The organism is Porphyrobacter sp. AAP60 (assembly GCF_001296025.1).
Lineage (GTDB): Bacteria > Pseudomonadota > Alphaproteobacteria > Sphingomonadales > Sphingomonadaceae > Erythrobacter.
The window spans coordinates 472795-498136 of sequence record NZ_LJHV01000008.1; the positions used below are offsets into that span (position 1 = coordinate 472795).

The following is a 25342-nucleotide window of genomic DNA, read 5'->3' on the forward strand; positions in this document are numbered from 1 at the left end:
TTTGCCCGGCGGGGGCGTTATCGCTTCAAGCCATAATGACGACGACCCGTTCCAGCGATGTGTCCCCGGCAGGGGCTTCTGCCACCGTTCCGTTTCGCACGGTGCTGATTTCGATGCTCGTGCTGTGGGCGACCTATTTCGTCCTCACCACCTTCCGCAGTTACGTGATGGATTTCGGCCTCCAGTTCGAACTGGGGTGGCGACGGGCGACTGTGACCGGGGTGGGCGTGTTGTTCACGATGGTGCTGTGGCTGCTGTTGCGGCTGGTCGACACCAGAGCGATGTGGGTCAAGATTTTCGCCGCGCTGGTGCTGGCGATGCCGGTGGCGCTGGCGATCGGGCAGGTCAATTACTTCGTGTTCAAGGACATGGAGATCTTGCAGGAGCAGGCCTACGCCAAGAAGTACAATCTCAACTTGCGCCGTGACGAATCCGGCAACCTGCTGGTCGATGTGCCGATACGGCAGGTTTCCCCGGCAGGCGGCATGGCTGCTGGCGCCGCGGCGGACGACGATGTGATTGATTCGCAGCCGGTGATCATCGCGCCGGCGGAAACCAATGTCGATTTCTGGCGCAAGCTGCTGGATGTCGCGCTGGGGCGGTATTTCCTGCTGCTGGCCTGGGCTTCGACCTATTTTGCGTTGCTGGCAGGCGTGCAGGCACAGGCATCGCAGCGGCGCGAGGAACAGTTCCGTTCTGCTGCCAAGGCCGCCGAGCTGCGATCCCTGCGGTATCAGGTGAACCCGCATTTCCTGTTCAACACGCTGAATTCGCTATCGGCGCTGGTGATGACCGGCAAGGCCGACCGCGCCGAACGGATGATCCAGACCATCAGCCGTTTTTACCGCCACTCCCTTGCCAACGAGCCGACATCGGACGTGGCGCTGCGTGACGAATTCGACCTGCAAAAGCTTTATCTCGATATCGAAACGGTGCGGTTCCCGACCCGGCTGGTGACGGTGTTCGATTGCCCGGCCGATCTTGAAGAAGCGCGGGTGCCGGGCATGATCCTGCAACCGCTGGTGGAAAATTCGGTCAAATATGCGGTGTCGCCGGTTGCCCGTCCGGTCACGATCACGCTGGCCGCGCGCGAGGAGTTTGACCGGCTGGTCATCACCGTCAGCGATGATGGCCCCGGCCTGCCGCAGGGCGCCGATCACGGCTTCGGTATCGGCCTTGCCAATGTGCGAGACCGGCTGGAGGCCCGCTTTGGCCCCGACATCGGCTTCACCTCGGCCCCCGTGCCGGGCGGCTATCGCACCGAAATCCGCATTCCCCTGTCCAAACCCCTCGACCCGCAGGCATACCGCCATGGCTGACCGCGAAACCGAACCTACCCCGCTGCGCACCCTGATCGTCGATGATGAACCGCTCGCGGTGGAACGCGTGCAGGTGATCTGCGCCGAGATTCCCGCTGTACGCGTGGTCGGCACCGCCAGTGATGGCGCTGCGGCGCTGCGGTTGGCCGAAAAGCTCGAACCCGATCTGGTGCTGCTCGACATGACCATGCCCGAACTCGACGGGCTGGGCGTGGCGCAGCATTTCGCCGCGCAGGAACAGGCGCCGGTGGTGATCTTCGTTACCGCGCATGATCATTTCGCGGTTGAGGCTTTCGATCTCGAAGCAGTCGATTACGTGCTCAAGCCCGTTTCGGCTGACCGGCTGGAACGGGCGATCGAACGTGCTGCGGCGCGGCGCGGGCAGCGCCGTCAACGCGCCAGCCGCTATCTCGACGAGCTGTGGGTGCCGCACCGTTCGGAACTGCTGCGGATTGCAGTGAACGAGGTTCACCAGATCGATGCCGAGCGCGATTATGTGCGGCTGCATGTCGGCGGGCCCGAAGCGCAGCGTTCCTATCTGCTGCTCCAGACCATCGCCGGACTCGAAGAACGGCTTGATCCCGAACAGTTCATCCGCATCCACCGTTCCACCATCCTGCGGCGCGACAATATCCGCGGGCTGCGGCATGACGGGTTGGGCGTGTGGTCCGCCGAACTGCTCAATGGCGACGCGCTGCGGATCGGCCGCACCTATCTTGCCCGCGTCAAGGCGATGGCGGGGAGATAGGGTTTTTGTGTCTGTGCCACCTTTGGTGGCGCAGGCCCCCCTCCCAACAAAAAACCGGCCCGAACCCCAGGGACTGTAAGGGTTCGGGCCGTATCCGCTGCGCCGCCCATCATACTGCGGGGAATCGGGCGGTGCAGGCGAGCGTGAGCGGTTCAGCCGCCGCGTTGCTCGTTCCGGGAATAAAGGGCCGCAACCTGCTGCTTCACGTCTGAACGCGCCTTGGCGAGGCAGGCGCGGGTTTCCTGGGTCAGCACGCGCGATCCGGTGGTGAGGCTGGTGGTGCGACACACGGTGCGCACCGCTTTTTCCAGCCGCTGTTCGAGCCTTTTCTGGCCCTGCACCGTGGCAAGGTTGATATCGGCGGTGGGCACATTGACCGTCATCCTGTCGATGTTGCCTGCATGGGCAGGGCTGATCGCTGCGCCGGCAACGCCTGCGGCGGCCATACCGTAGGCAATTGTTTTCAAGATAGATTTTGCGGGGGTTTTCATCGGTCATCCTCCATTGGCAGGGTGCCTGTGATCGGGCGGGGTCCCGATGCGGGGGGTGTCAGACGTCCTGCTGGAATCATGAATATGCCGCTTGCCGGCGCCGCGCATTCACCGCTCGACCAACCCGCGCCGCGCATCCGACCGGTGTGGGGGGCACAAGACCAATCGCCCCAATTGGCGGACAAATGGCGGTTCCCAATCGACCGGCGCATCGCCATACTGGCGCCATGAACCTGGCGACGATCATGATCTTCATTCTGGGAATCGCCAATTTCGCGCTGAACCGGGCAGTGTTTCTGAGCGGACATCCGCTGTTGTCGCGCCTGCCCCGGTCAAGCCAGGTGCTGGGCCAGCGGGCAGCTCTGGTGAGCGAATTTGCGGTGCTGTTCTTTGCGCTGCTGCTTTCGGTTGAAGGCTGGCCGGTGTTCGCATGGGCTTACGGCGGCTATACGGCCTTCAATGCGGCCGCGGCTTGGCTCATCCTGAACGGGCGGGTATAGGCCTGCCATGACCACCCGGCTGTTCCATATCAGCGACGTGCATTTCGGGGTCGAAGATCGCGTTGCGCTTGATGCCGTGGCACGCGCGGTTGCGGCAGAGCGGCCCGATGCGGTGGTGTGCACCGGCGATCTGACCCAGCGCGCCAAGCGATCCGAATATGCCGCAGCGCAGGAATGGTTCGCGGCATTGGGCGTGCCGGTGGTGCTGGAGCCGGGCAATCACGACATGCCCTATTACAACCCGTGGGAACGGTTCACCGATCCGTTCCGGCGCTATAATCGTATGAATGCGGCAGTGGGCAGCGCGTTCGATTCGCCCGATGTGGTGTTGGTGCCGCTGCGCACAACAGTGCGGGCGCAAACCCGCATACCGTGGTCTGATGGCGTGGTGAAACCGGCTGCCTTGCGTGAAACGCTGTCCGCGTTGGCAGCGCTGGAAGGCGATCCGCGCACGATCATCGTGATTGCGCACCACCCTTTGCTGGGGCCGGAAGGCAAGCGCAAGAACCCGACTATCGGCGGCGACGAAGCCTTTGCCCGGATCGCCGATGCCGGCGCACATGCGATCATTTCCGGCCATGTCCACGTGCCGTTCGATCAGCAGCGCCGCTCTGCCAGCGGGCAGATAATGCGCACCATCGGCACAGGCACGCTATCCACCCGGCTGCGCGATGGCGCTGCGGCTTCCTGGCGTGAAATCATCTGCGGCCCCGGCGGAGAGATCACGGCGCAATTGCGCTTTGCCGTTCCGGAAGAGACCGCTGCGGGCAGGATAGGTGGTTCTTAACCTTTTCCCGTAGGCCCGCCTTAAGGAATTTTTGATGAAACCCTGCCGCACGGTGCGGGCTTGATGTGGCTGCCCGCAGCATGATCGGTGGCATCAACGGGGGCGGGGCGATGGACTTCATCAAGGCGCTGACATTCGGCGCGATCCTTTCGGCAGTGATTGCATTGGTTATCGGCTCGCAAGGGGTGAACAGCGGGCCGCTGGCGATCCAAGTGGTGAGTGTAGCCGAAGCCAAGGCCTATTGGTCGTGGCCGGTATTTTTCGGCGGCAGCGGATTGGCATTTGCACTCATGCTGCTGCAGCGCTGAGAAACGAAAAGGGAGGCTCCCGCGAAGGAGCCGCCCTTTCTGTAACCCTTGCGGGTAAGTCTTAGCGCTTCGAGAACTGGAAGCTGCGGCGGGCCTTGGCCTTGCCGTACTTCTTGCGCTCGACCACGCGGCTGTCGCGGGTCAGGAAGCCTTCTGCCTTCACGGCGGAGCGCAGCTCCGGCTCGTACTTGGACAGCGCCTGCGCGATGCCGTGCTTCACAGCGCCGGCCTGACCGGAAAGCCCGCCGCCGCGGACGGTGCAGACCACATCGTACTGGCCGCTGCGGTCAGTGATAGTGAAGGGCTGGTTGATCACCAGACGCAGCGTCGGACGCGCGAAATAGGTTTCCTGATCACGGCCATTGATCGTGATCTTGCCGGTGCCTGGCTTGACCCACACGCGGGCAACCGCATCCTTGCGGCGGCCGGTGGCGTAGGAACGGCCCTGCGCATCGACTTCACGGTCGCGCAGCGGCATCGAGACGCGGGCGATTTCGGCAGCATCGCCCTGCGGAGCGTCGCCGGCGATGTCCTTCAGATCGGCGAGATCGGACACGGTTGTGGTTTCATCAGCCATTATGCGGCGACCTTGTTCTTGCGGTTCATGGAAGCAACATCGAGCACGGCGGGCTTTTGCCCGTCATGCGGGTGTTCGGTGCCGACATAGAGGTGCAGGGCACGCATCTGCTGACGGCCCAGCGGGCCGCGCGGGATCATGCGTTCCACAGCCTTTTCCAGCACGCGCTCGGGGAACTTGCCGCCGAGCACCTTGTCCGGGGTGGTTTCCTTGATGCCGCCGGGGTGACCGGTGTGCTTGTAATAGACCTTGTCGCCCATCTTCTTGCCGGTGAACTTCACCTTTTCGACGTTGATGACGATCACGTGATCGCCGCAATCCACGTGCGGGGTGTAGGTCGGCTTGGTCTTGCCGCGCAGGATGTTGGCGATGATCGAGGCCAGACGGCCGACGACGAGGCCATCGGCATCGATGATGTGCCAGTTCTTTTCGACCTCGGCCGGTTTGATCGACCGGGTCTGCTTGCTGAGCGCCTTCATGGCATGTGTCCTTGGTTCAAAACTATCTTGCAGGGGATGCCTGCGAGAATCGCCCGCCGATCAAACAACCGGTGGGAGAAGAGCGGCGCAATTGTCGCCAGACCCCGCGAAAGTCAAGCAAAAGGGCGGTTTTTCGATAGGGTAAAATAATACCGTATAAGTTGCCGGCCCCGGCTCGCCGTCGTTCAGGGCTGGAGCGGCCCCAGAGTCCAGGCCTCGCGGGCGCGGCGTTCAAGCCCTTCGACGCGGGTTACGATCCGGCGTTCGGCCTGCTGCAGCCACGGCGCATCGGGCTGTGGCTGCGCTTCGTATTGCAGCGTGAAACTGCCCGTCAGCCCGCCCGGCAGGGCCACCGTCTCGGTGCGGTTCACAGGCTGCCTGGCCGGGAACAGCAGATCGGCGGGCATGGTATCAAGCTGCCCGCTGCCCGCCGTGTGTACCTGCGCCAGAAATGATCGAAAAGCTTCGCGCTCTTCTGCCGGAACCGGCTGGCTGGCGATCAGCGCTTCTGCCGAACGCAGGGCGGCGGCAACATCATCATCCGTGCCGGGAGCTGTGCCACCCGACAGGATGAGCCCGGCGTCGGACAGCATCATCGGAAACATCGTGGCGGGATCGCGCGCTTCTTCGAGCCGGGCGAACTGCGCCAGATGCGGCGGAGCGCTGACCTTGGCGGCGATCTGCTGTCCGGAAACGATAATTCCGCGGGCCTGCCGATCGAACTGCACCTGCCAGCTGCGCTCCACCGTGATCGCCGCGCCATCGCCAAGTCCGCGTTCAAGCATTCTGGCCAGCCGCAAAGGTGTGTCTGGCAGGCGCAGCGGAGCGGCAGGAGCGGCCTGCAGCGGGGGAAGGGGCAAGCGTAGGCAGCCCAGTGCGCCAGCCCCCAGCACCGCCGCCAGCATCCTGCGCCGGGTGGTTGCGATCATTGCCGTTTACTCTCCCCCGTTCCGGCCCCGACCATAAGGCGTGCAGGTGGCTTAGCCGTTCGCGCCGCCTTCGTCATCGGTAACGGGCGCGGAGCAACTTGCCGCCAGCCAGGCCAGCGTCGCCGGGTGCGCCGCATCGCAGCGCCAGCCGATGATCGCGGGTGTATCATAGGGATGCACACTGCCCAACCGTGCAACGCAATCGGGCAGCAGGACAGCGGTTGTTTTGAACAGCACGGCGGTTTCAGCGCTGCTCGCCCGCGTGCCTTCCCAGACGAAATGCGATTCGATGGTGCCGATGATATTGGCGCAGGCGACCAGACCTTCGTCCAGCAGGATGGCGATAGCGGTGCGGGCGCTGTCGGGATCGGGGAACGGGCACCAAGCCAGCGCGGCGGTAGTGCCATCCGCTGGCATCAGGGCGCCGCCTGCGCTTGCTGGCGTGCCAGCCCATAGCTGTGCCCATAGCTGTGCATCGCCCAAACGGTCGCCGCGACGGTCAGCGCGCCGACAAGCTGGTGCGCCGCCGCAATCCACAGGGAAACCCCGCTCATCACCGTGGCAATGCCGAGCAGCACCATCACCCCGAAGGCCGAGTGCACGGCAACCGAGGCAAAGCGATCGGTTTTGCGCACCTGCCGTGCCAGCCACACCAGCGCCGCCACGGCGACCCACGCCCACCAGCGGTGCAGGAATTGCAGCAGGAAAGGATCATGCGTCAGCGTCCAGACGATACCCTGCGACCAGTCCACTTCGGGCACCAGCCGCCCGTTCATCAGCGGCCAGTCATAGGCGGCATGTCCGGCATTCAGCCCCGCCACCCACGCGCCGAGCAAAAGCTGGACGAACAGCACGATCGCCACCACCCCTGCGCCCATCTTCAGCCGCGCAGGCGTGGCGGCAGGATCACGGGCGAGCTTGCGCAGATCGCGCGCCGTCCACACCAGCCCGGCGAGCAGGAACAGCGCTGTCAGCAGATGTGCCGAGAGCCGGAAATGGCTGACATCGGTGAGATCGGTCTCGCCCACGCCCGATGACACCATGTACCAGCCCAGCGCGCCCTGCCCAAGGATCAGCCCGAACATCGCGGAAAGCCGAATGCCATATCCCGCCGGGATCGCACGGCGCAGCGCGAACACGATCATGGGCAGCAGGAACGCCAGCCCGATCACACGGCCCAGAATGCGGTGGAACCATTCCCAGAAGAAGATGAACTTGAACGCTGCCAGATCCATGCCCGCCGGGCCGCTTTCGATCCGGTACTCGGCGGTCAGCTGATATTTGGCGAATTCGGCCTGCCACGCCGCTTCGGTCAGCGGGGGCAGGATACCCGAAACCACGTTCCATTCGGTGATCGAAAGCCCGCTTTCGGTCAGCCGGGTGATCCCGCCGACCAGCACGATCAGCACCACAAGCGCCGCGACAAACTCCAGCCAGCGCGCCAGTGCCAGCGGGCGGGCGCGGGTGGCGGGTTGCCCTGCAACTCTGTTCGAAACGGAGGCTGATGTGGCCATGACGGGCCGTTCTTTGTGCTCGCGCGCGCCCTTGCGCAAGCTTGTTTGCCGCAATTCCGGGTGCGCAGGGCGCAATCTGGTGGCGAGCGGGCGGCAGGCAAAACCGCAAAAAGAACAGGCGCGAGGCGGTGCATCGCCCCTTGCGCAATGTAACAACATTACATATGTGCCTTCGCGTAATGCCGCACAGCGCTCTTCCCCCCACGAGTCGGACGTCTTTCCGTCGCCGGCTCGATCATGTCGGGATCGGCCTCGCGGGCCTGTGCGCCGTGCATTGTCTTGTGACGCTGGTGGCGGTTTCAGCGCTCGGGTTTGGCGGCGCGCTGGGCGGACATTTCCTGCTGGACGAAAACATCCACCGTATCGGCCTGCTGCTGGCGCTTGTCGTTGGCGGGGTGGCGATCGGCTGGGGGCTGCTGCGTCACCGGCGCATGCTGCCCTTTCTGGTGGCGACGACAGGCCTCGCGCTGATGACCTGGGCGCTGGTGATCCCGCACGGTGCGAACGAGCTGCTGCTGACGCTGGTCGGGGTCACTCTGGTATCGGCAGGCCACCTGCTCAACATCCGCGCCGCACGCTGAGGCGCGCTGGCCGCTGCCTTCGCAAAACAGGCGGGTTGCAGCCTTGGCGTGAACGCCTATGTCTCGCGCCATGACCAAAAGCCTGACCCTGAACGGCGCGCCCCATCGCACGTCTGCCGACACGATTGCCGCGCTGGTTCGTGAACTCGAACTGGTCCCCGAAAAGGTGGCGGTTGAGCGCAATGGCGAAATCGTGCCGCGTTCGACGCTGGAGGAGGCACCCCTGGCGGATGGCGACAAGCTGGAAATCGTACACTTCGTTGGCGGCGGCGATCATGCCGCCGATACGTGGACGGTCGCGGGCCGCACCTTCACCTCGCGGCTGATCGTTGGCACGGGCAAATATAAAAGCTTTGAACAGAACGCGGCGGCGGTGGCCGCCTCAGGCGCGGAAATCGTTACCGTGGCGGTGCGTCGGGTGAATGTCAGCGATCCCAAAGCGCCGATGCTGACCGACTACATCGACCCTAAAAAGATCACTTACCTGCCTAACACGGCAGGCTGTTTTACCGGCGAGGACGCTGTGCGCACGCTGCGGCTGGCGCGCGAGGCGGGCGGTTGGGATCTGGTCAAGCTGGAAGTGCTGGGCGAGGCGCGCACGCTTTATCCCGATATGCGCGAAACCCTGAAGGCGACCGAGGTGCTGGCCAAGGAAGGTTTCCTGCCGATGGTCTATTGCGCCGATGATCCGATTGCCGCGAAACAGCTTGAAGATGCGGGCGCGGTGGCGATCATGCCGCTTGGCGCGCCGATCGGTTCGGGCCTCGGCATCCAGAACCGGGTGATGATCCGGCTGATCGTAGAGGGCGCCAAGGTGCCGGTGCTGGTCGATGCAGGCGTGGGCACGGCGTCGGATGCGGCAGTCGGCATGGAACTGGGCTGTGATGGCATCCTGATGAACACCGCCATCGCCGAAGCCAAAGACCCGATCCGCATGGCCCGCGCGATGAAACTGGCGGTCGAAGCCGGACGCGAGGCTTACCTAGCAGGACGCATGGCGCGGCGGATGTATGCCGATCCCTCAAGTCCGCTGGCAGGGTTGATCTAATTTCTTTCGCTCGCGGCCAGACGGCTGCGCCGTCGCCTCCGCGGGGGGCGGCCTACCGGCCGGCGCGCAGTCGCGCTTGCGGCCCGTCTGTTAGCGGGCCGACCATTCCTCCTTCTTACCTAACCTTAAATTAACCATCCCATGCGACGTTATCTCCGTCCGAAGGAGACATGCGCCATGATGATGTCGATTGCCGAAATGCGGGAATTTGCCGGGTTCGCTCCATGCGAGCAGCGCTATATCAAGCGCAGTCTCGACATCGGCCTGGCCCGCACCGATGCCTTCCGGCGCTGGGGTCGGAGCGAGGTGGAGAACATCGGAATCCGCCGGCAATATGTCGCCTATCAGGATCTGAAGTCGCTGCGTGCGCTGATCCCGCAGGAAGGCACCCCGTTCGAGGTCGAGCGCTTTCTCGGCAAGCTGGTTCGCGTTGCTGCTTTCGATCTGGAGCAGGAACGGCTGGAGAGTTTCTCGGCCTTCCGCTTCCTCTATGAACGGCTGCTCGGTGCCAAGGCGCGGCCCTATCTGCCTGCCGCCTTCTGTGCCGCGAGCGCGCTGCCGGTAATTCGGCCTGAGAGGCGCAAGCTGTTGCTGCAAACCCTGTCCGAAGCCGCCGCCACCGCGTCTGGCTGGTCGGAGCGGGAGCCGGGGTTCTACCCCGAATATGTGGACGATTTCGAAGCGGCCTAATACTGGTTCGGGGATGGAGACGCCCTCGCCTTACCACCCGCCTGTCAAACGATCGCTGTCGATCGCGGGACATGCGACTTCGATCAGCCTCGAACCGCTGTTCTGGGAAATGCTGCGCGCTGCCGCATCGCACGAAGGCGTGGCTATCGCCGCGCTGGTCGCCCGGATCGATGCCGAGCGGATCAAATCACCCACCCCACCCGGCCTTGCTTCTGCAATCCGGGTGTGGCTGGTGAAAAAGATTCAGGATCAATAGTTGCCCGGCGGGTCGCTGGCGGGAAAGCTTTCGTCGCTCGCCTGATCGGTTGCAGACCAATTCTGCCCGCTCGAATCGCGCATGGCATCGGGCCCCGCGTCGCGGACATCTGTGTGACTGCCGCTCGCCTGCCCTTCGGCATAGGCGGAATGAGCGGTTTTGCTGCGGTTGTTGAGGTAGCGCATACCGGCGTATCCGATGGCGCCGAAGGCTGCGAGTTTGAGTAGCATGGGTCGTTCCTGGTGCTGTTGGGTCAGGTACAAGTGGCCATGCCGCCCAATAGTTTCCTCTAGTCGTCCACCCGTTCGATATCCGCGCCGACCAGTTGAAGTTTCTCCTCCAGCCGCTCGTAACCGCGATCCAGGTGATAGAGCCGGCGCACGGTGGTCTCGCCTTCAGCGGCCAGCGCTGCGATCACGAGGCTCATCGAAGCGCGCAGATCGGTCGCCATGACTTCCGCGCCCGTCAGCAGGTTTACACCCTTGACGATTGCGGTGCGGCCTTCGGTGGTGATGTCCGCGCCCATGCGCGCCAGTTCGGGCACGTGCATGAAGCGGTTTTCGAAGATTGTCTCCTTCAGCACGCTGGCGCCTTCGGCCTTGCACAGCAGCGCCATCAGCTGCGCCTGCATGTCTGTGGCAAGGCCGGGATAGGGCGCGGTGGTGAGGTTGGTGGCTTTCAACGCTCCATAGGCCTTTACAGTTACGCTCTTGGCATCCCACGTCACTTCGCAGCCGATGGCTTGCAACGCATGGATCGTTGCCATCATGTCATCGGCCTTGGCGCCCTCAAGCCGCACTTCGCCCCCTGTAATCGCGGCGGCGCAGGCGTAAGATCCCGCCTCGATCCGGTCAGGCATCACGCGATAGGTCGCGCCGTGCAGGCGTTTGACCCCATGGATGGTGAGGTTCGACGTGCCGATCCCTTCAATCTCCGCCCCCATTGCGACGAGCATATTGCACAGGTCGACGATCTCCGGCTCGCGCGCGGCATTGAACAGGCGGCTGGTGCCACCCGCCAGCACGGCGGCCATCAGGGCATTTTCGGTCGCGCCCACAGAAACCACCGGGAAATCGAAATCGCCGCCGGGCATCCCGCCATCGGGCTGGATTGCTCGGACATAGCCCGCGGCCAGTTCGATTTTCGCGCCAAAGGCTTCGAGCGCTTTCAGGTGCAGATCGATCGGGCGGTTGCCGATCGCACAGCCGCCGGGCATCGACACGGTCGCCTCGCCGCTGCGGGCCAGCATCGGGCCGAGCACAAGGATGCTCGCACGCATCTTGCGCACCAGATCATAAGGCGCGACGTTGGAGGTGATCCGCGTCGCCTCCATGCTCATCACCCGGCCGAAATCTTCCGGACGCGTGCCCTGGATCACGGTGGTAACGCCGAACTGGTTCATCAGGTGCTGGAACCCGTCAATATCCGCGAGGCGCGGCAGGTTGCGCAGCGTCAGCGGTTCTTCGGTCAGCAGCGCGCAGGGGATCAGCGTAAGTGCGGCATTCTTTGCGCCCGAAATCGGGATCGAGCCGGAAAGGCGGTTGCCGCCGCGAATGATGAGTTTGTCCATCCGGCCAGCCTTAGCGAAAAGTGCTTTTGGCGCAACTCGCGGTGCAAGGTTCCGATCAGAGATTGACCTGCGTTATGGCGCAAGGCACGGAGACGCGCGACGCGAGGCAACCGAAAAGAACCATTGAGGGCACTGAATGTCTCCCAAGCCGATCCGTAAAGCTGTGTTTCCTGTTGCCGGGCTTGGCACCCGCTTTCTGCCTGCGACCAAGGTGGTGCCCAAGGAACTGCTGCCGGTCGTCGATCGGCCGCTGATCCAGTACGCGGTGGACGAGGCGCGCGAGGCGGGGATCGAACAGATGATCTTCGTAACCGGACGCGGCAAGACCGGGATCGTCGAACATTTCGACATCGCTTTCGAACTCGAACAGACGATGAGCGAGCGTGGCAAGGACTTGTCCGTGCTGGAATGCACCCGCGCCGTGCCCGGCGATGTAATCGCGGTGCGCCAGCAGGTGCCGCTGGGCCTTGGCCATGCGATATGGTGCGCGCGGGCGATCGTGGGGGATGAACCTTTCGCGATTTTCCTCCCCGATGAACTGATGGTCGCGCGCGAAGGTGGCAGCGGCTGCATGAAACAGATGGTCGAGGCCTATGAACAGGTCGGCGGCAACCTCATCAGCGTGCTCGAAGTGCCGATGACGCAGGTTTCTGCTTACGGGGTAATCGATCCGGGCGCGCAGGTTGCCTGTTCCGGGGCAACGCTGACCGAGGTGCGCGGGCTGGTCGAAAAGCCGCCGCAGGCCGACGCACCATCGAACAAGATCGTATCGGGCCGCTATATCCTCCAGCCCGAAGTGATGCGGGTGCTGGAAAATCAGGGCAAGGGCGCAGGCGGCGAGATCCAGCTGACCGATGCGATGGCCAAGATGATCGGCACCCAGCCGTTCCACGCGGTCACGTTCGACGGTGCGCGATATGATTGCGGCAGCAAGGTCGGTTTCGTCGAGGCGACGCTGGCGATTGCGCTGGCACGGCCCGATATGGGTGATCAGGTGCGCGCTATCGCGATTGATTTGTTGAAATAATGCACAAATAATTCCGTCCGGGCTGAGCTTGTCGAAGCCCTGCACTTCTTCTTTCCCGAGGGGGCAGAAGCAAAGGCAGTCCTTCGACAGGCTCAGGACGAACGGGCTCAGGAACTTGCGTTCGAATCTCCCGATTCGCCGCCCGGTACCGGAGCCGCCTCCGCGCCGTCCTGCGCCTTTACGGGCTTGGGCTGCTTTTTCACTGCAGGCTCCGGAGCAGCCGCAGCGGGCGCGGCCTCCGCATCGGCTGCGCCCTTGACCAGACCGGAGAGCGAGGAGCCATCCAGCCCCAGCTCCTTCATCAGCCCGTCCAGCACCGGTGCCTGCGCACGGTAGGCGAGTGCAGCGGACACGGCATCGGTGGCAAGGTTGCCCGATCCGCCGCCCGATCCGCCCGAGCCATTCCCGTCATTGGCCGAGCGCCCGCCACTGGTGAGGCCATCGACCTGTACGATCTTGATCGAATCGATCGCCTCCATCGGCTTGGCACTCTCGCGGATGACTTCGGGCAGCACTTTGAGCAGCGCCAACTTGGTCTGCAGGCTGATCTGGTCGTTCGACAGCAGGTTGGCAGCCTCGTTGATGGCGCGCTGGCCCGCGGCTTCGACTTCGAAGCGCACCCGCGCTGCTTCGGCGCGCAGTTTTTCGGCATCGGCCTCGCCCATGGCTTCAAGCTTGAGCGCCTGTGCGCGGTTGCTGGCTGCGTCCTTTTCGGCCTCGGCCTGCACCTTGACCCCGATGGCTTCACGCTCGGCCTGCTTGGCCGCTTCGATCAGTTCGATCTTCTTCTGACGCTCGGCAATCTCGCTTTCGCGCGCGGTGGCGACGCGTTCTTCGGCCTCGACTGCCTTGGCACGCGCATCATCGGCTTCGGCCTTGGCCTGGCTTTCCTCGCGGGACTTGTTCTGCACCGCGATCTGCTGTTCCTGCCGGGCAATTTCGAGCGCGCGCTGCTGATCGATACGGGCTTCCTCGACCAGACGGTCGGCCTCGATCTGCTGGGCATCGACCTGCTTCTTGGCTTCGATCCGCGCCGCATCGGCCTCGCGGTTGCGCTCGGCCTGCTCGCGGGCGATTTCGGCGGTCTGGCCCGCGCGCCGCACTTCGACTTCGCGTTCCTGTTCAAGCCGCGCATATTCCTGATCGCGGGCAATCTCGAAGCTCTTCTGGCTGGCTTGCAGGTTCTTGGTTTCGATCTGGACGCGGGTGTCCTGTTCGATATCGTTGCGCAGCTTCTTGCGCGCTTCGATTTGCTCGGTCAGCTTGGTCAGACCTTCAGCGTCAAACGCGTTGTTGGCGTTGAAGTGTTCGATGCTCGTCTGGTCGAGCCCGGTCAGCGAGACCGATTCCAGCTCCAGCCCGTTCATTGCCAAGTCGTTGGAGCTGACCTGTTGCACCTTTTGAACGAAATCTGCGCGCTGTTCGTGCAGTTCGTTCATGGTCATGCCCGCCGCAACCGAGCGCAGCGCGTCGACGAACTTGCCTTCGACCAGATCCTTTAGCAGGTCTGGCTGCATCGTGCGTTGGCCCAGCGTTTGCGCGGCCATCGCAATCGCATTCGCGTCAGGGCGGACACGCACGTAGAATTCGGCCTTCACGTCGATCCGCAGCCGGTCGAGCGTGATCAGCGCCTCGCTGTCGCGGCGCACCACTGGAAGCACCAGCGTGTTCATGTTGACCGGCATGGTTTCGTGGAACACCGGGAACACCAGCGCGCCGCCATTCATCACCACGCGCTCTCCGCCCAGACCGGTGCGCACAAAGGCGGTTTCTTTCGATGCGCGGCGATAGAGCCGGGCGAGAAACGCGACGGCGATGATGAAAAAGAGAAGCCCGCCGCCGCCGACAATTGCGTAGGTGATCAGGTCACCGCCCCCGCCGGCGATCAATTCCCCGGACGTGGTCAAATCTTCGGTCGTCGTCAAAGCCATCTGCGCTCCCCTTTAAATATCCAGCCCCAACAGGGGGCTTTCGTAATGCACGCCGTAGAAGGTCTGCCCTTCGCGGCGCACCAGCAGGACGGTATCGCCTGCGTTCAATGCGATTGTCTGGTCATGCGGTTCGACCATGACGAAATGGGCCTGCCCGTGCACGTCGATCACCTTGGCGCGCGCGGGCGATCCGGCGCGGGCGGTGCCGATCTGGATTTCGGCATCGCGCCGCACCAGATCATCCAGGCCAATCGCGGTGGTTTCATCCTTGGGCATGATCGCGCCGAGCGGGCGCATCGCGAGGCTGTTGAGCGGCAGAGCCGCCGCGCCCGCGGCCAGCGCCGCCCAACCGGCCGAAAGCGGCGCGCCAAGCATATTCGCCAGCACCGCCTGCCCGCCCACCCCGATAGTGGCGAACACGAACAACAATGCCGCCAGCCAGATCAGAAACGGCACCCGCCCCAACCCCAGCAGGGTGGTCAACGCCTCGCCAAATCCGCCCATTTCAAGGCCATCAGGCGAATCGAACTCACCCGCACCTTCGACCGCTTCGGACACGCCGGTGAGTTGCAGCAAGGCAATCACCGCCAGCGCCCCGAATGCGATCAGGAACGGCAGGTTGTGCGGTTCAAGCAGGCTCATACCGGCAGCCCCGGAGGTGCGCCTGAGAGTATCGGGCGAAACAGAAATCCCATGCCCCGGAAACTAAGACAGAGCGCGATGAAACAACAGGAAAATCGGACACTCCGATGCCGATTTTCAGGCTGGCGTCACCCGCAGCGGCAGGGTCTTCAATCCGCCCACGAAGGTACTGCTTGCACGCTTCGCCTCGCCCGCCGGTTCCACGCTGGCCACCCGGTCAAGCAGGGCTTCGAACAGGATTTTCATCTCCAGCCGCGCCAGATGCAAGCCAAGGCACTGGTGCGCGCCCGCGCCGAAGGCGAGGTGGCGGTTGGGGCTGCGGGCGGCATCGAACCGGCGGGGCTCTGCGAACTGCGCCGGATCGTGATTGGCCGCGACATAATTGATCATCAGCCAGTCACCCGCCTTGATGCTCTGGCCGCCCAGTTCGCAATCCTTGGCGGCGGTGCGCATGAAGTGCTGCACCGGCGTGGTCCAGCGGATCGCTTCTTCGACGATGCCGGGCAGCAGGCTGCGATCAGCCTTCACCCGCGCCCATTGCTGCGGATCATTCGCCAGCGCCTGCATTGCGCCTGCCGTGCTGGCCGATGTGGTATCGTGCCCGGCGGTGGCGACGATGATGTAATACCCCGCCATGTCGCGCGGCGGCAGTGGCTCGCCATCGACAGTCGCATTGGCGATCACGCTGGCGACATCATCGGTGGGGTTGCGGCGGCGGTCTTCGGCAATCTGCGCGAAGTAATCCTCGAAGGTCTTCACCGCGCCCGCGACGATCTGCACCACTTGCTCCGGTGTCATCTGATCCATGCCGCTGCCTGACAGATCCTTGTCCTGTCCGCCGAACAATTGCTGGGTGAGCATCTGCATCCGCGGCTCGTCCTCTGGCGGTACGCCGAGGATCTGCATCACCACGCGCAAGGGATAGGGGCCGGAGACTTCCTTCACGAAGTCCACTTCTCCACCCTGTTCCAGCATCCGGTCGACTGTCCGCGCCGCCAGCGTACGCAATTCGCCTTCCAGCCGGGCGAGGTTGCGCGGCATGAACCATTCCTGCGTCAGCTTGCGGTATTTCGGATGGATCGGCGCGTCGAACACCACCAGCGAATCGACCAGCATGTTCGAACCCGTCGCCGCCCGGCTGAATTCGATCGCCTGGTTGAAGCTGAACACCACCGGGCGCGGGTTGTTGAGGAAGCCGGCATTGTCCTTCGAAATGCGCATCACATCGTCATAGCCGGTGACCAGCCAGAAGGGATCGAACAGGCCCGGCGTATCGGGCTGCACCTTGGCCACCGGCGTTGCGGCGCGGATCGCGTCGAAGGTATCGAGCAGCCCGTCCCACTGCGCATAGGCATGGGGGTCGATCACCTTGCGGGCAAGCTCGCCCGAAAGCACAGCCTCCCCGTTCACGCGGCGGCTTCTTTCGCCTTCGCCGCATATTCATCGCGCAATTCGCGCTTGTAGAGCTTGCCATTCGCCTCACGCGGCAATTCGGGACGGAAATCGAACAGCTTGGGCATCTTGATCTTCGACAGGCTGGCGCTGAGGAAATCCCGCAATTCCGCCTCCAGCGCAGGCCCGGCGTCGCCCGTCTCCCTGGGCTGCACCACCGCAACCACCTTCTCGCCAAGATCGGGGCAGGGCGCACCGATCACCGCGGCGTCCATCACCTTGGGGTGGGTGACGAGCAGGTTCTCGATCTCCTGCGGGTAAATGTTCACCCCGCCGCTGATGATCATGTGGCTTTTGCGATCGGTCAGGAACAGGAAGCCGTCAGCGTCCAAGTGCCCGATATCGCCGAGCGTCATCCAGCCTTCGGGGTGCATCGCTTCGGCGGTTTTGGCCGGATCATTGTGATAGGTGGGCAGATTGTCGTTTTCGAAAAAGATCAATCCGTCCTGATCGGGGCCAAGTTCCTCGCCCTCCGGCCCGCAGACATGGACCTTGCCGTGCACCGCAACGCCGACCGTGCCGGGCTTGGCCAGCCAGTGTTCCGATTTGACCATCGTCATCCCGATCATCTCGCTGCCAGCGTAATATTCGTTCACGATCGGCCCCCACCATTCGATCATCGCGCGCTTGATCGGCACCGGGCAGGGTGCTGCGGCGTGGATGGCGCGTTGGTGGCTCGACAGATCATAGCGGCTGCGCAGTTCCGGATCGAGTTTGAGGAACCGCACGAAATGGGTCGGCACCCATTGGCTATCGGTCACCTTGTAACGCTCGATCGCCTTCAAGGCCTCTTCGGGATCGAACTTCTCCATCATCACCACCGTGCCGCCCAGCCGGTGAACGATCGAACACCAGCCGATCGGCGCGGCGTGATAGAGCGGCGCGGGGGAGAGATAGATCATCGATCCATCGGCGGGCATCCCCATGCCCATCGTTGCAAGACCAAGCAGTGGAACGGGCGCGGCGGGATCGGGATCTTCGGGCGGAGCAGGGCGGATACCCTTGGGGCGGCCAGTGGTGCCACTGGAATAGAGCATCAGCAGTCCGGCGCGCTGATCGGGGATCGGCGCGGGGCTTTGTGCGGCGAGTGCGGCCGCGAAATCCTCTGCATCGCCCGAGTCCATCACGAGGACTTCAAGCCCCGGGCATTCGGCGCGGATATCACCCAGCAGGCCGGTGAAACATCCGCTGGTGATCAGCAGCTTCGCCTGCGCGTCGCGGATGATATAGGCCGCTTCCGGCGCGGTCAGGCGCGAGGAGATCGGCACCAGCATGGTGCCGGCGCGCTGCGAGCCCCAGATCACGGTGAAATATTCGATGCGGTTTTCCAGCAGCACCGCAAAGGCATCGCCCGCCCCAATCCCGTGTGCACGCAGCAGGTGGGCAAAGCGGTTCGATTCCGCCTCCATCTCGCCATAGGTGATCTGCTTGCCCGATCCGGTCATGATGACAGCGGGATGATCGGGGCGGGTCGCGGCGTGCGCGATGGGGTGCATGGTCATGGTTCTCTCTCCCTTGCCGTATACGCCGCTTGCGGGCGCCGTTCGGCTTGCGGAGAAATTGAACCGCGCGGGGCAACCCCGCAAGCAAAAACAGTATGGGAAATGCTACCGAATCTGGCGGTGAGGGTGTGGCCGGATCAGTAGATTTGCGCAGACGCCGGACAAAAAAAGGCGGCGGGTAAACCCGCCGCCATAATCGGACACCCTCTCCAATGTCCGGCCCGTTTGCACGGGCAAACTCGTGAAGCAGATGAGCTTCGCCTTATTCGCCGCCCTGGCCAGTTAGCCGGGCATCGCGGGCGTAAGCAAGCTGTGCTTCGCTCTCTACCATATACGGAATCGGATTGACTGCAAGACCCTCTACACGGACTTCGTAATGGAGGTGCGGGCCGGTCGAACGGCCGGTCGATCCGACATAGCCGATCAGGTCGCCCTTCTTCACATTGTCACCGGCTGCAACCGCAAGGCGCGACAGGTGGGCATAGCGGGTTTCCATCGAAGCGCCGTGGTTGATGCTGATGTAGAGGCCGTAGCTCGAAAACCAGTCAGCGCGGCCGATCACGCCATCGGCGGTGGCATAGACCGGCGTTCCGGTCGGCGCGGCGAGATCGATGCCGGAGTGCTGGCGGCGGCCACCCAGTACGGGGTGGGTGCGCATCCCGTAGCTGCTGGTCAGCTGCGCGCCTTCCAGCGGCATACGCGACGGCACCGAAATGGCGCGCTGCGGAACCGGCGAGGAATAAGCGGTTACATCGGCGCCCGCACCCAGCGTCGGGCTGGTGCGTTCCATCGCAGTCCAGCTGGTGAACAGCGACTTGAAGCGCTGATCGCTGTTGGCACCGGCATCGCCCTGCGCATCACGCAGCGGTTCGACCATGTCGGCGCTGGAAGTGGCGGAAGTAGCGGAATTGGCGGTGTTGGCGAAGGCAGGCGAAGCGGCGGAAACCAGAAAGGCAGCGCAGGCTGAAGCAGCGACCTTGATTGCGTGGCGCACGACTAATTTCATAACTGACCCGGTTCCCGATTGCGGCTTTTGCCGTTGGAATTTCCGACACGTCTTGATGCGCGCCTTTGCTGGAATGTGGTTATCCGGGTGAGTCGTTAATGTGCAATCACTGCGTAAAAATCACGCGACAAACCGGCTGCAAGACGCGCCGAGTCGTTGAATGGCGGGCGAACAAACCCGTGAAAGTGCAGTTTCACTAAGGATTGCCAGTAGGATTCGGGGTTCTGCTGCGCCATTTCGGCACAGCGCAAAAAGTGCTTTGTGCCGAATCCGACGTGGCGAATTTCGTCGTCAAGAATGCGGCTGAGGATTTTGGCTCCGTTCTGGTCGCCCGCCGCGCGCACCCGATCAAGCGTGGCGGGGGTAACATCGAGCCCGCGCGCTTCCAGCACCATCGGCACAACCGCCAGCCGGGCGGCAACATCGCCGCGCGTGGCGTGGGCAGCCTCCCACAGCCCCGCGTGCGCGGGCAACGCGCCATAATGGCTGCCGAGCGATTGAAGCTTTCGAGCCAGCAGCGCGAAATGCATCGCTTCGTCTGCTGCAACGGCGAGAAAGTCGCTGACGAACTCGCGGCCCATCGTGCCCCCGAATCGTCCGGCCATGTCGAGCGCCAGATCGATCGCGACGAATTCGATATGCGCCAGGCTGTGCCACAGGGCGATTCGCCCGCGTTCGCTGCCGCCCTTGCGGCGCTTTGGCATCTGGCCCGGCGGCAGCAGTTCGGGCGCATCGGGCCATGCGGGTCGATCCGGCATGGCGACATCGAAATCCCATGCCAGCTTTTCCATGCGCCAGTCGCGCGCAACCTGACGCGCGGCAAAGCATTTGGCGCGCGGGTCGTCGGTCAGCAATGCTGCGCGAATGGCGCGGGCAATCGTGGCCTTTGGCGCGGTCATGCGATATTAAAGCGCTTTGGCAGCCGCCAGCACATCCTCGGCGTGGCCGGCGACCTTCACCTTGGGCCAGACCTGCGCGATTTTGCCGTCGGCACCCACCAGATAGGTGGCGCGCACCATGCCCATGTAGGTTTTGCCGTACATCTGCTTTTCGGCCCACACGCCGAGCGCATCGGACAGCCCGCCTTCTTCCGCATCACTGGCAAGCGGCGCGGTGAGCCCGTGCTTGGCGATGAACTTTGCGTGCTTTTTCGCCGGGTCCTTGCTGACCCCGAGCAGTTTCGTGCCCGCGGCTTCGAAATCCGCCTGCAAGGCCGAGAAATCCTTGTTCTCGGTGGTGCAACCGGGGGTGTCATCCTTGGGATAGAAGAAAATCACCAGCTTCGATCCGGCAAAGTCCGATGGCTTCACGCTGCCGCCTTCGGGGGTTTCCATCGCGATATCGGGGATGGCGTCACCTACGCCGGGGAAATTGCTCATGCCGGGTTCTCCTGTTCGGTTTCGAGAATGTTGGTGCCGAGGATTTGTTTCCATACGCCGGCGACCTTTTGCCGCGCCGCGTCAAAAGCCTCCAGCAGCGCGTCGTAACTTGCGCAACCGCAAGCCCGGGCCAGCGCGCGGGCGCCCGACGCCGGCGGTTCGCGGCCATCTGGGGCGAGCAGGCGGCCCGCAACCAGCATCCGGCTCATCAAAGCATGGGGTGCGGCCAGATCGGCGGGCAGCAATCCGGCGTCGGCCAGCCCTGCCAGCGCCGCCGCCAGATCGGGATCGAGCGCATGCGGCACTGCTTCTGCCAGCGGCGCGCCATCGGCCGTTTCGCCCTTGAGTTGCAGGTAGTGAACGAGGAATTCGATATCGACCAATCCGCCGCGGGTCAGCTTGGCATCGACCGGGCCGCCGGGGTGCTTGTGCCGGGCCATTTCGGATCGCATTCCCAACACTGCTGCGCGCAGCTCGGCCTTGTCGCGGGGCGCGTGCAGCACCTGCGCCAGCACCGCGTCCAGTTCGGCCCGCGCTGATGGCGAGCCATAAAGCACCCGCGCACGGGCAAGCGCCATGTGCTCCCACGTCCACGCCGCTTCGCGCTGGTACTTGCCGAAAGCCTCGCAGCTCACCGCTAGCGGCCCCTGATTGCCCTGCGGCCTGAGCCGCGTATCGACTTCATAAAGCGCGCCCTGCGCGGTCGGCACCGAAAGCGCAGCGCTGACCCGGCTGGCAAGCCGATTGTAATAGGTGGTTGCCCCCAAGGGCCGGTCGCCATCCGATTGCGCGGAAAAGTCGCCGGTGAACAGATAGACGATATCCAGATCGGAGGCATGGGTCAGCGCCCCGCCGCCCAGCCTGCCGAGGCCGAGGATCAGCAATTCGCTATCCGCGATCCGCCCGTGCTTGGCCGCAAACTCTTGCACCGTGGCATCCGCCGCCAGCGTCAGCGCGGCCTCTGCCGTGCGGGACAGGCTGCGGGCGATGGCGAGCGGATCGGCCAGGCCTTCGATCAGCTGGATACCCAAGGCAAAGCGGATTTCGCCCGTAATCACGCGGATCGCATCGAGCAGTGCTTCGTAGTCAGCGCGGATCGCCGCGCCGCGCATCCGCGCCATGATGGCCTGCGTGTCGCCCGGCAGATCAAGCGCATCCTTGTCGATAAGGGTATCGAGCAGTTCAGGCTTGCGCGCCAGTTCGTCCGCCAGCACCGGTGTGAGAGTGAGCGCGGCGACAAGGCGCGCGATCAGATCGGGCCGTGCATCGAGCAGGCGAAAAGTGGTGATGGCCGAGGGCACGTTTTCGATCACGCGTTCCCAGCGGGTAATGGCGCGCAGCGGATCGTCGCTTTGTGCCATTGCTGTGATGAGCGCGGGGGCAAGCCTGTCCCATGCTGCCACTGCCTGCGGTGAACGGATCGCGGCGTGCCGCCCATCGCGCCAGCTTTCGATGCGTTCAGCCAGCACTTCGGGTTCGTCAAAGCCCAGCGAGCCAAGCTGCTGCGCCATCGCGCTGGCCGGCATGGCCACGGGGACGGGGGCAGGTTTGCGCGCGCCGATCAGTTCTTCATAGATGCGCCCCGTGCGGGCGGTAAGCTCGGTCAGTTCATCCACCAGCGCCGCGCCGTCGGCCAGCCCGTCAAGCTGCGCGACATTGTCCAGCGCTTCGCCTTCGGGCAGGGCGTGGGTCTGGCGGTCGTGAACCATTTGCAGGCGGTGTTCGACCTCGCGCAGCCGGTCGTAACTTTCACCGAGTATTCGGGCGTTTTCCGCCGTGGTCCACCCTGCTGCCGCCAGCGCATCCAGCGCAGGCCGCGTGCCGCGCACCCGCAGCGACGAGTCGCGCCCGCCGTGGATCAACTGGTGGGTCTGGGCGTAGAATTCGATCTCGCGGATGCCGCCGCGCCCGCGCTTCACATCAAAGCCGGGGCCGGGGAGGGCCGGGCCTTCGTGGCTCTCGCGGATGCGCAAGGTGAGCGCACGGATTTCCTCGACCGCGCCGAAATCGAGCTGGCCGCGCCATACGAAAGGGCGGATGGCGGCGAGAAAGTTCTCGCCCGCCGCAATGTCCCCCGCTGCCGCCCGCGCACGGGTGAAGGCTGCGCGTTCCCACGCCAGCGCCGCGCCCTGATAATGCGCCAAGGCCGAGCCGACGGGAACGCAAAGCGGGCTGATCTCGCTTGCCGGGCGCAGCCGCAGGTCGACCCGCAGGGCATATCCCTCGGCGGTGCTGGTCGAAAGCAGCGCCACCACCCGCCGGGCATAACGCTGCGCTGCCTCGCCCGGATCGTCATTGGCGCGGCGGGCGAGGCGTTCGCGATCAAACAACAGGATCGGATCGATGTCGGACGAATAGTTGAGCTCGCCTGCGCCCTGCTTACCCAGCGCCAGCGCGATGAAGCCATCCGCCGCGTCGGACCCGGTGCGTTCGGCAATCGCGGTACGGATGGCCCGGTCGAGCGCGCGGTCGGCAAAGGCGGTAAGTTCGCCCACCACCTGCGTCAGCGGAAATGCGCCGGCCAGATCGCCCACTGCCAGTGCAGCGGCCAGTGCCAGTCGTTCGCGCCGCAGAGCAACTTCGGCATCCGCGCCATCCCCCTGCGCCCGCGCCCATTGCAGCGCGTTCTCAGCCTTGCCCGCCGCCAGCAATGCGGCAAGATCGGGCTGGCGATCCAGCGCCCGCGCCAGAAACGGCGCGTGGGTGCGGGCGCGGTGCAGCGCGCTGTCCCAATCGATACTGGTGCTCTGTCCCATCACCCCTTCTGTGGCGCTGCCTTGCTGTCCCCGCAAGGGGCGGTGTGCGTTGCGCCGCCAACCTTGCGCGGGCAGCGCACGTCTGCGAGGGAAGCGCTTCGGCTTCGCGTATTTCCGGGAGAGAACCTCGCCATGACGATTAAAGGCTTTGGCAAATATTCCGCGCTCGGCGCGCTGATCGCAGGCACGCTGGCGCTGGCCGCGTGCGACGGCTTGCCCGAAATGGGCGGCACGCCCGCCGCGCTCGACATTCCCGAGGTTGAGGCTGGCGAGATTTCCGAAGCCACGATGAAAGATGTCACCCGCATCCTTTCCAGCGACGAATTCGAAGGCCGGATGCCCGGTACCCCCGGCGAGGAAAAGACCATCGCGCTGCTGGCCGAACGCTTCGAAGCGGCGGGATTGCAGCCGGGCAATAACGGATCATGGGTGCAGGAAGTGCCGCTGATCGAAATCACCGGCAAGGATTACGCTCCGCTGACAATCGCGGGCGAAGGCACGGCGATGGCGCTGGAATTTGCCAAGGACTGGGTTGGCGTCACCTATCGCGAAGAAGCCAAGACCACTGTCGCCAACAGCGAAATGGTGTTCGTCGGCTATGGCATCAACGCGCCTGAACGCGGCTGGAACGATTACGCCGGGGTCGATGTGAAGGGCAAGACGGTGGTGATCCTCGTCAATGATCCCGACTGGCAGACCGATGGCCTCGAAGGCACCTTCGGCGGCAAGGCAATGACCTATTACGGGCGCTGGACCTACAAGTATGAAGAAGCCGCCCGCCAGGGTGCGGCCGGGGCGCTGATCGTCCACCAGACCGCGCCTGCTTCTTATGGCTGGAATGTGGTCGAATCCTCGTGGACCGGCCCGCAGGCCTATGCCCAGCGCGGAGACAATGCCCCGCCGCTGACGGACATGAACGGCTGGATCACCGAAGACGCCGCGCGCAAAGTGTTGAGTGCTGCCGGGCAGGATCTCGACACGCTGACCGCTGCGGCGCAGATGGAGGGCTTCAAGGCGGTGCCGCTGCCGCTCAAGGCATCCACCAGCTTTGCGAGTGATTTCCGCAGCTTCAAATCGCACAATGTCATCGGTATTCTGCCGGGCGCCGGAGCACCGGAGGAATATGTGCTGCACACCGCGCACTGGGATCACCTTGGCCGCTGCACGCCCGCGCCTGACGGGGACGATATCTGCAACGGCGCGGTCGATAATGCCACCGGCACCGCTGCACTGGTTGCGCTGGCTGAAGCCCACGCCAAGGCGGGCGCGCCGCGCCGCAGCCTGGTGTTCCTTGCAGTTACAGCCGAAGAATCCGGGCTGCTGGGTGCAAAATATTATGCCGAAAACCCGGTCTTCCCGCTGGCGCAGACCGTGGGCGGGATCAACATGGATGCGTTTCAGGTAGCTGGCCCGGCCAAGGATGTGACAGTCGTTGGCCCCGGCAAGTCGCAGCTGGATGCCTTTCTGACCTCCGCGCTCGATGCCGATGGTCGCACGATCACTCCCGATCCCAAGCCTGAAGCCGGGTATTATTACCGCTCCGATCACTTTGCCTTTGCCAAGCTGGGCGTGCCGATGCTGTATATCGATGGCGGTGAGGATCTGATCGAGGGCGGGCGCGATGCCGGGGCTGCGGTGGCCAAGGATTACACCGACAACCGCTATCATGGGCCGAAGGATGAATTTAACGAGGCGTGGGACTGGTCGGGCGTGATGGCTGATTTGCAGCTGTTTTACCGCATCGGGCGCACGCTGGCGATGAGCACGAGCTGGCCCAACTGGAACGAGGGTGACGAGCTCAAGGCGGTACGCGACGAGGCTTGCGCGGCTTCCGAAACGGGCTGCTAGGC

27 protein-coding genes are annotated in these 25342 nt (G+C 64.0%); 11 read left to right on the forward strand and 16 right to left on the reverse strand.

Annotated features, from left to right (window positions below; translation table 11 throughout):
- The first annotated feature begins 35 nt into the window (after positions 1-35).
- Together IP79_RS08170 and IP79_RS08175 are read left to right on the forward strand one after the other, a co-directional pair.
- Entirely contained in the window at positions 36-1319 is a 1284-nt protein-coding gene (locus tag IP79_RS08170) for a sensor histidine kinase (RefSeq protein ID WP_054118729.1), read from the forward strand.
- Positions 1312-2067, forward strand: coding sequence for a LytR/AlgR family response regulator transcription factor (locus IP79_RS08175; protein ID WP_054118730.1), 756 nt, complete (start codon positions 1312-1314; stop codon positions 2065-2067). The genes IP79_RS08170 and IP79_RS08175 overlap by 8 nt, the downstream gene beginning before the upstream one ends.
- Before the next feature lie 152 nt (positions 2068-2219).
- On the opposite strand, the gene IP79_RS08180 is transcribed toward IP79_RS08175, so the two are convergent.
- Positions 2220-2534, reverse strand: a complete 315-nt coding sequence (locus IP79_RS08180; RefSeq protein ID WP_233994131.1) for a UrcA family protein — start codon at positions 2532-2534, stop codon at positions 2220-2222.
- A gap of 251 nt (positions 2535-2785) precedes the next feature.
- Between IP79_RS08180 and IP79_RS08185 the strand changes: the two genes are divergently transcribed.
- The 3 genes from IP79_RS08185 to IP79_RS08195 all read left to right on the forward strand — a co-directional run bounded on the left by IP79_RS08185 (position 2786) and on the right by IP79_RS08195 (position 4153).
- On the forward strand, positions 2786-3058 hold the full coding sequence (locus IP79_RS08185; RefSeq protein WP_054118732.1) for a hypothetical protein: 273 nt from the start codon (positions 2786-2788) through the stop codon (positions 3056-3058).
- A gap of 7 nt (positions 3059-3065) precedes the next feature.
- Positions 3066-3845 (forward strand): metallophosphoesterase family protein, encoded by a 780-nt coding sequence (locus IP79_RS08190; protein ID WP_082337102.1) that lies wholly within the window; start codon positions 3066-3068, stop codon positions 3843-3845.
- 65 nt (positions 3846-3910) lie between these two features.
- Positions 3911-4153, forward strand: a complete 243-nt coding sequence (locus IP79_RS08195) for a hypothetical protein (protein WP_233994132.1) — start codon at positions 3911-3913, stop codon at positions 4151-4153.
- Positions 4154-4214: 61 nt separating this feature from the next.
- Here IP79_RS08195 and rpsI read toward each other — a convergent pair whose 3' ends face one another.
- The 5 genes from rpsI to IP79_RS08220 form a co-directional block, all read right to left on the reverse strand.
- Positions 4215-4730, reverse strand: coding sequence for a 30S ribosomal protein S9 (gene rpsI, locus IP79_RS08200; RefSeq protein WP_054118733.1), 516 nt, complete (start codon positions 4728-4730; stop codon positions 4215-4217).
- Positions 4730-5209 carry a 50S ribosomal protein L13 gene (gene rplM, locus IP79_RS08205; RefSeq protein WP_054118734.1) on the reverse strand — a complete coding sequence of 160 codons (480 nt, stop codon included), beginning with the start codon at positions 5207-5209 and terminating at the stop codon, positions 4730-4732. Before rplM ends, rpsI begins: the two co-directional genes overlap by 1 nt.
- 185 nt (positions 5210-5394) lie before the next feature.
- Positions 5395-6138, reverse strand: a complete 744-nt coding sequence (locus tag IP79_RS08210; RefSeq protein WP_054118735.1) for a hypothetical protein — start codon at positions 6136-6138, stop codon at positions 5395-5397.
- Between the two features lie 51 nt (positions 6139-6189).
- Positions 6190-6555, reverse strand: a complete 366-nt coding sequence (gene cutA / locus IP79_RS08215; RefSeq protein ID WP_054118736.1) for a divalent-cation tolerance protein CutA — start codon at positions 6553-6555, stop codon at positions 6190-6192.
- The gene (locus tag IP79_RS08220) at positions 6555-7652 is read right to left on the reverse strand and encodes a COX15/CtaA family protein (protein ID WP_054119018.1); all 1098 of its coding nucleotides are present in this window, start codon (positions 7650-7652) and stop codon (positions 6555-6557) included. Before IP79_RS08220 ends, cutA begins: the two co-directional genes overlap by 1 nt.
- Before the next feature lie 179 nt (positions 7653-7831).
- On the opposite strand from IP79_RS08220, the gene IP79_RS08225 reads away from it, so the two are divergent.
- The 4 genes from IP79_RS08225 to IP79_RS08240 all read left to right on the forward strand — a co-directional run bounded on the left by IP79_RS08225 (position 7832) and on the right by IP79_RS08240 (position 10227).
- Positions 7832-8233, forward strand: coding sequence for a MerC domain-containing protein (locus IP79_RS08225; protein WP_054118737.1), 402 nt, complete (start codon positions 7832-7834; stop codon positions 8231-8233).
- A gap of 70 nt (positions 8234-8303) precedes the next feature.
- Positions 8304-9281, forward strand: a complete 978-nt coding sequence (gene thiS, locus IP79_RS08230; protein WP_054118738.1) for a sulfur carrier protein ThiS — start codon at positions 8304-8306, stop codon at positions 9279-9281.
- A gap of 177 nt (positions 9282-9458) precedes the next feature.
- Positions 9459-9971 (forward strand): hypothetical protein, encoded by a 513-nt coding sequence (locus IP79_RS08235; protein ID WP_054118739.1) that lies wholly within the window; start codon positions 9459-9461, stop codon positions 9969-9971.
- 13 nt (positions 9972-9984) lie between these two features.
- Positions 9985-10227 (forward strand): ribbon-helix-helix domain-containing protein, encoded by a 243-nt coding sequence (locus IP79_RS08240; protein WP_054118740.1) that lies wholly within the window; start codon positions 9985-9987, stop codon positions 10225-10227.
- On the opposite strand, the gene IP79_RS08245 is transcribed toward IP79_RS08240, so the two are convergent.
- Entirely contained in the window at positions 10221-10457 is a 237-nt protein-coding gene (locus IP79_RS08245) for a hypothetical protein (protein ID WP_054118741.1), read from the reverse strand. The two genes, IP79_RS08240 and IP79_RS08245, sit on opposite strands and share 7 nt — an antisense overlap.
- A 59-nt stretch (positions 10458-10516) precedes the next feature.
- Positions 10517-11797, reverse strand: coding sequence for a UDP-N-acetylglucosamine 1-carboxyvinyltransferase (murA, locus tag IP79_RS08250; protein ID WP_054118742.1), 1281 nt, complete (start codon positions 11795-11797; stop codon positions 10517-10519).
- A gap of 136 nt (positions 11798-11933) precedes the next feature.
- Here murA and IP79_RS08255 point away from each other — a divergent pair, with 136 nt between their 5' ends.
- Positions 11934-12824 (forward strand): UTP--glucose-1-phosphate uridylyltransferase, encoded by an 891-nt coding sequence (locus IP79_RS08255; protein WP_054118743.1) that lies wholly within the window; start codon positions 11934-11936, stop codon positions 12822-12824.
- Between the two features lie 107 nt (positions 12825-12931).
- Here the strand turns inward: IP79_RS08255 and IP79_RS08260 are convergent, their stop codons facing one another.
- The 8 genes from IP79_RS08260 to glnE form a co-directional block, all read right to left on the reverse strand.
- On the reverse strand, positions 12932-14755 hold the full coding sequence (locus tag IP79_RS08260; protein ID WP_082337104.1) for a flotillin family protein: 1824 nt from the start codon (positions 14753-14755) through the stop codon (positions 12932-12934).
- A gap of 12 nt (positions 14756-14767) precedes the next feature.
- Complete coding sequence (locus IP79_RS08265) at positions 14768-15397, reverse strand: OB-fold-containig protein (protein ID WP_054118744.1); 630 nt, start codon at positions 15395-15397, stop codon at positions 14768-14770.
- Positions 15398-15514: 117 nt separating this feature from the next.
- Positions 15515-16807 (reverse strand): cytochrome P450, encoded by a 1293-nt coding sequence (locus IP79_RS08270; protein WP_054118745.1) that lies wholly within the window; start codon positions 16805-16807, stop codon positions 15515-15517.
- Positions 16804-18345: an acyl-CoA synthetase gene (locus IP79_RS08275; protein ID WP_197273789.1), complete on the reverse strand. Its 1542-nt coding sequence runs from the start codon at positions 18343-18345 to the stop codon at positions 16804-16806. The genes IP79_RS08270 and IP79_RS08275 overlap by 4 nt, the downstream gene beginning before the upstream one ends.
- Positions 18346-18613: 268 nt before the next feature.
- A complete protein-coding gene (locus IP79_RS08280) occupies positions 18614-19357 on the reverse strand; it encodes a M23 family metallopeptidase (RefSeq protein ID WP_054118747.1) in 744 nt (247 codons plus the stop codon).
- A 95-nt stretch (positions 19358-19452) separates the two neighbouring features.
- Entirely contained in the window at positions 19453-20256 is an 804-nt protein-coding gene (locus tag IP79_RS08285; protein WP_054118748.1) for a ferritin-like domain-containing protein, read from the reverse strand.
- Positions 20257-20262: 6 nt separating this feature from the next.
- A complete protein-coding gene (locus IP79_RS08290; protein WP_054118749.1) occupies positions 20263-20736 on the reverse strand; it encodes a peroxiredoxin in 474 nt (157 codons plus the stop codon).
- Positions 20733-23492: a bifunctional [glutamate--ammonia ligase]-adenylyl-L-tyrosine phosphorylase/[glutamate--ammonia-ligase] adenylyltransferase gene (gene glnE / locus IP79_RS08295; RefSeq protein WP_054118750.1), complete on the reverse strand. Its 2760-nt coding sequence runs from the start codon at positions 23490-23492 to the stop codon at positions 20733-20735. The genes IP79_RS08290 and glnE overlap by 4 nt, the downstream gene beginning before the upstream one ends.
- Before the next feature lie 132 nt (positions 23493-23624).
- Here glnE and IP79_RS08300 point away from each other — a divergent pair, with 132 nt between their 5' ends.
- The gene (locus tag IP79_RS08300) at positions 23625-25340 is read left to right on the forward strand and encodes a M28 family metallopeptidase (protein ID WP_054118751.1); all 1716 of its coding nucleotides are present in this window, start codon (positions 23625-23627) and stop codon (positions 25338-25340) included.
- Positions 25341-25342 lie beyond the last annotated feature (2 nt).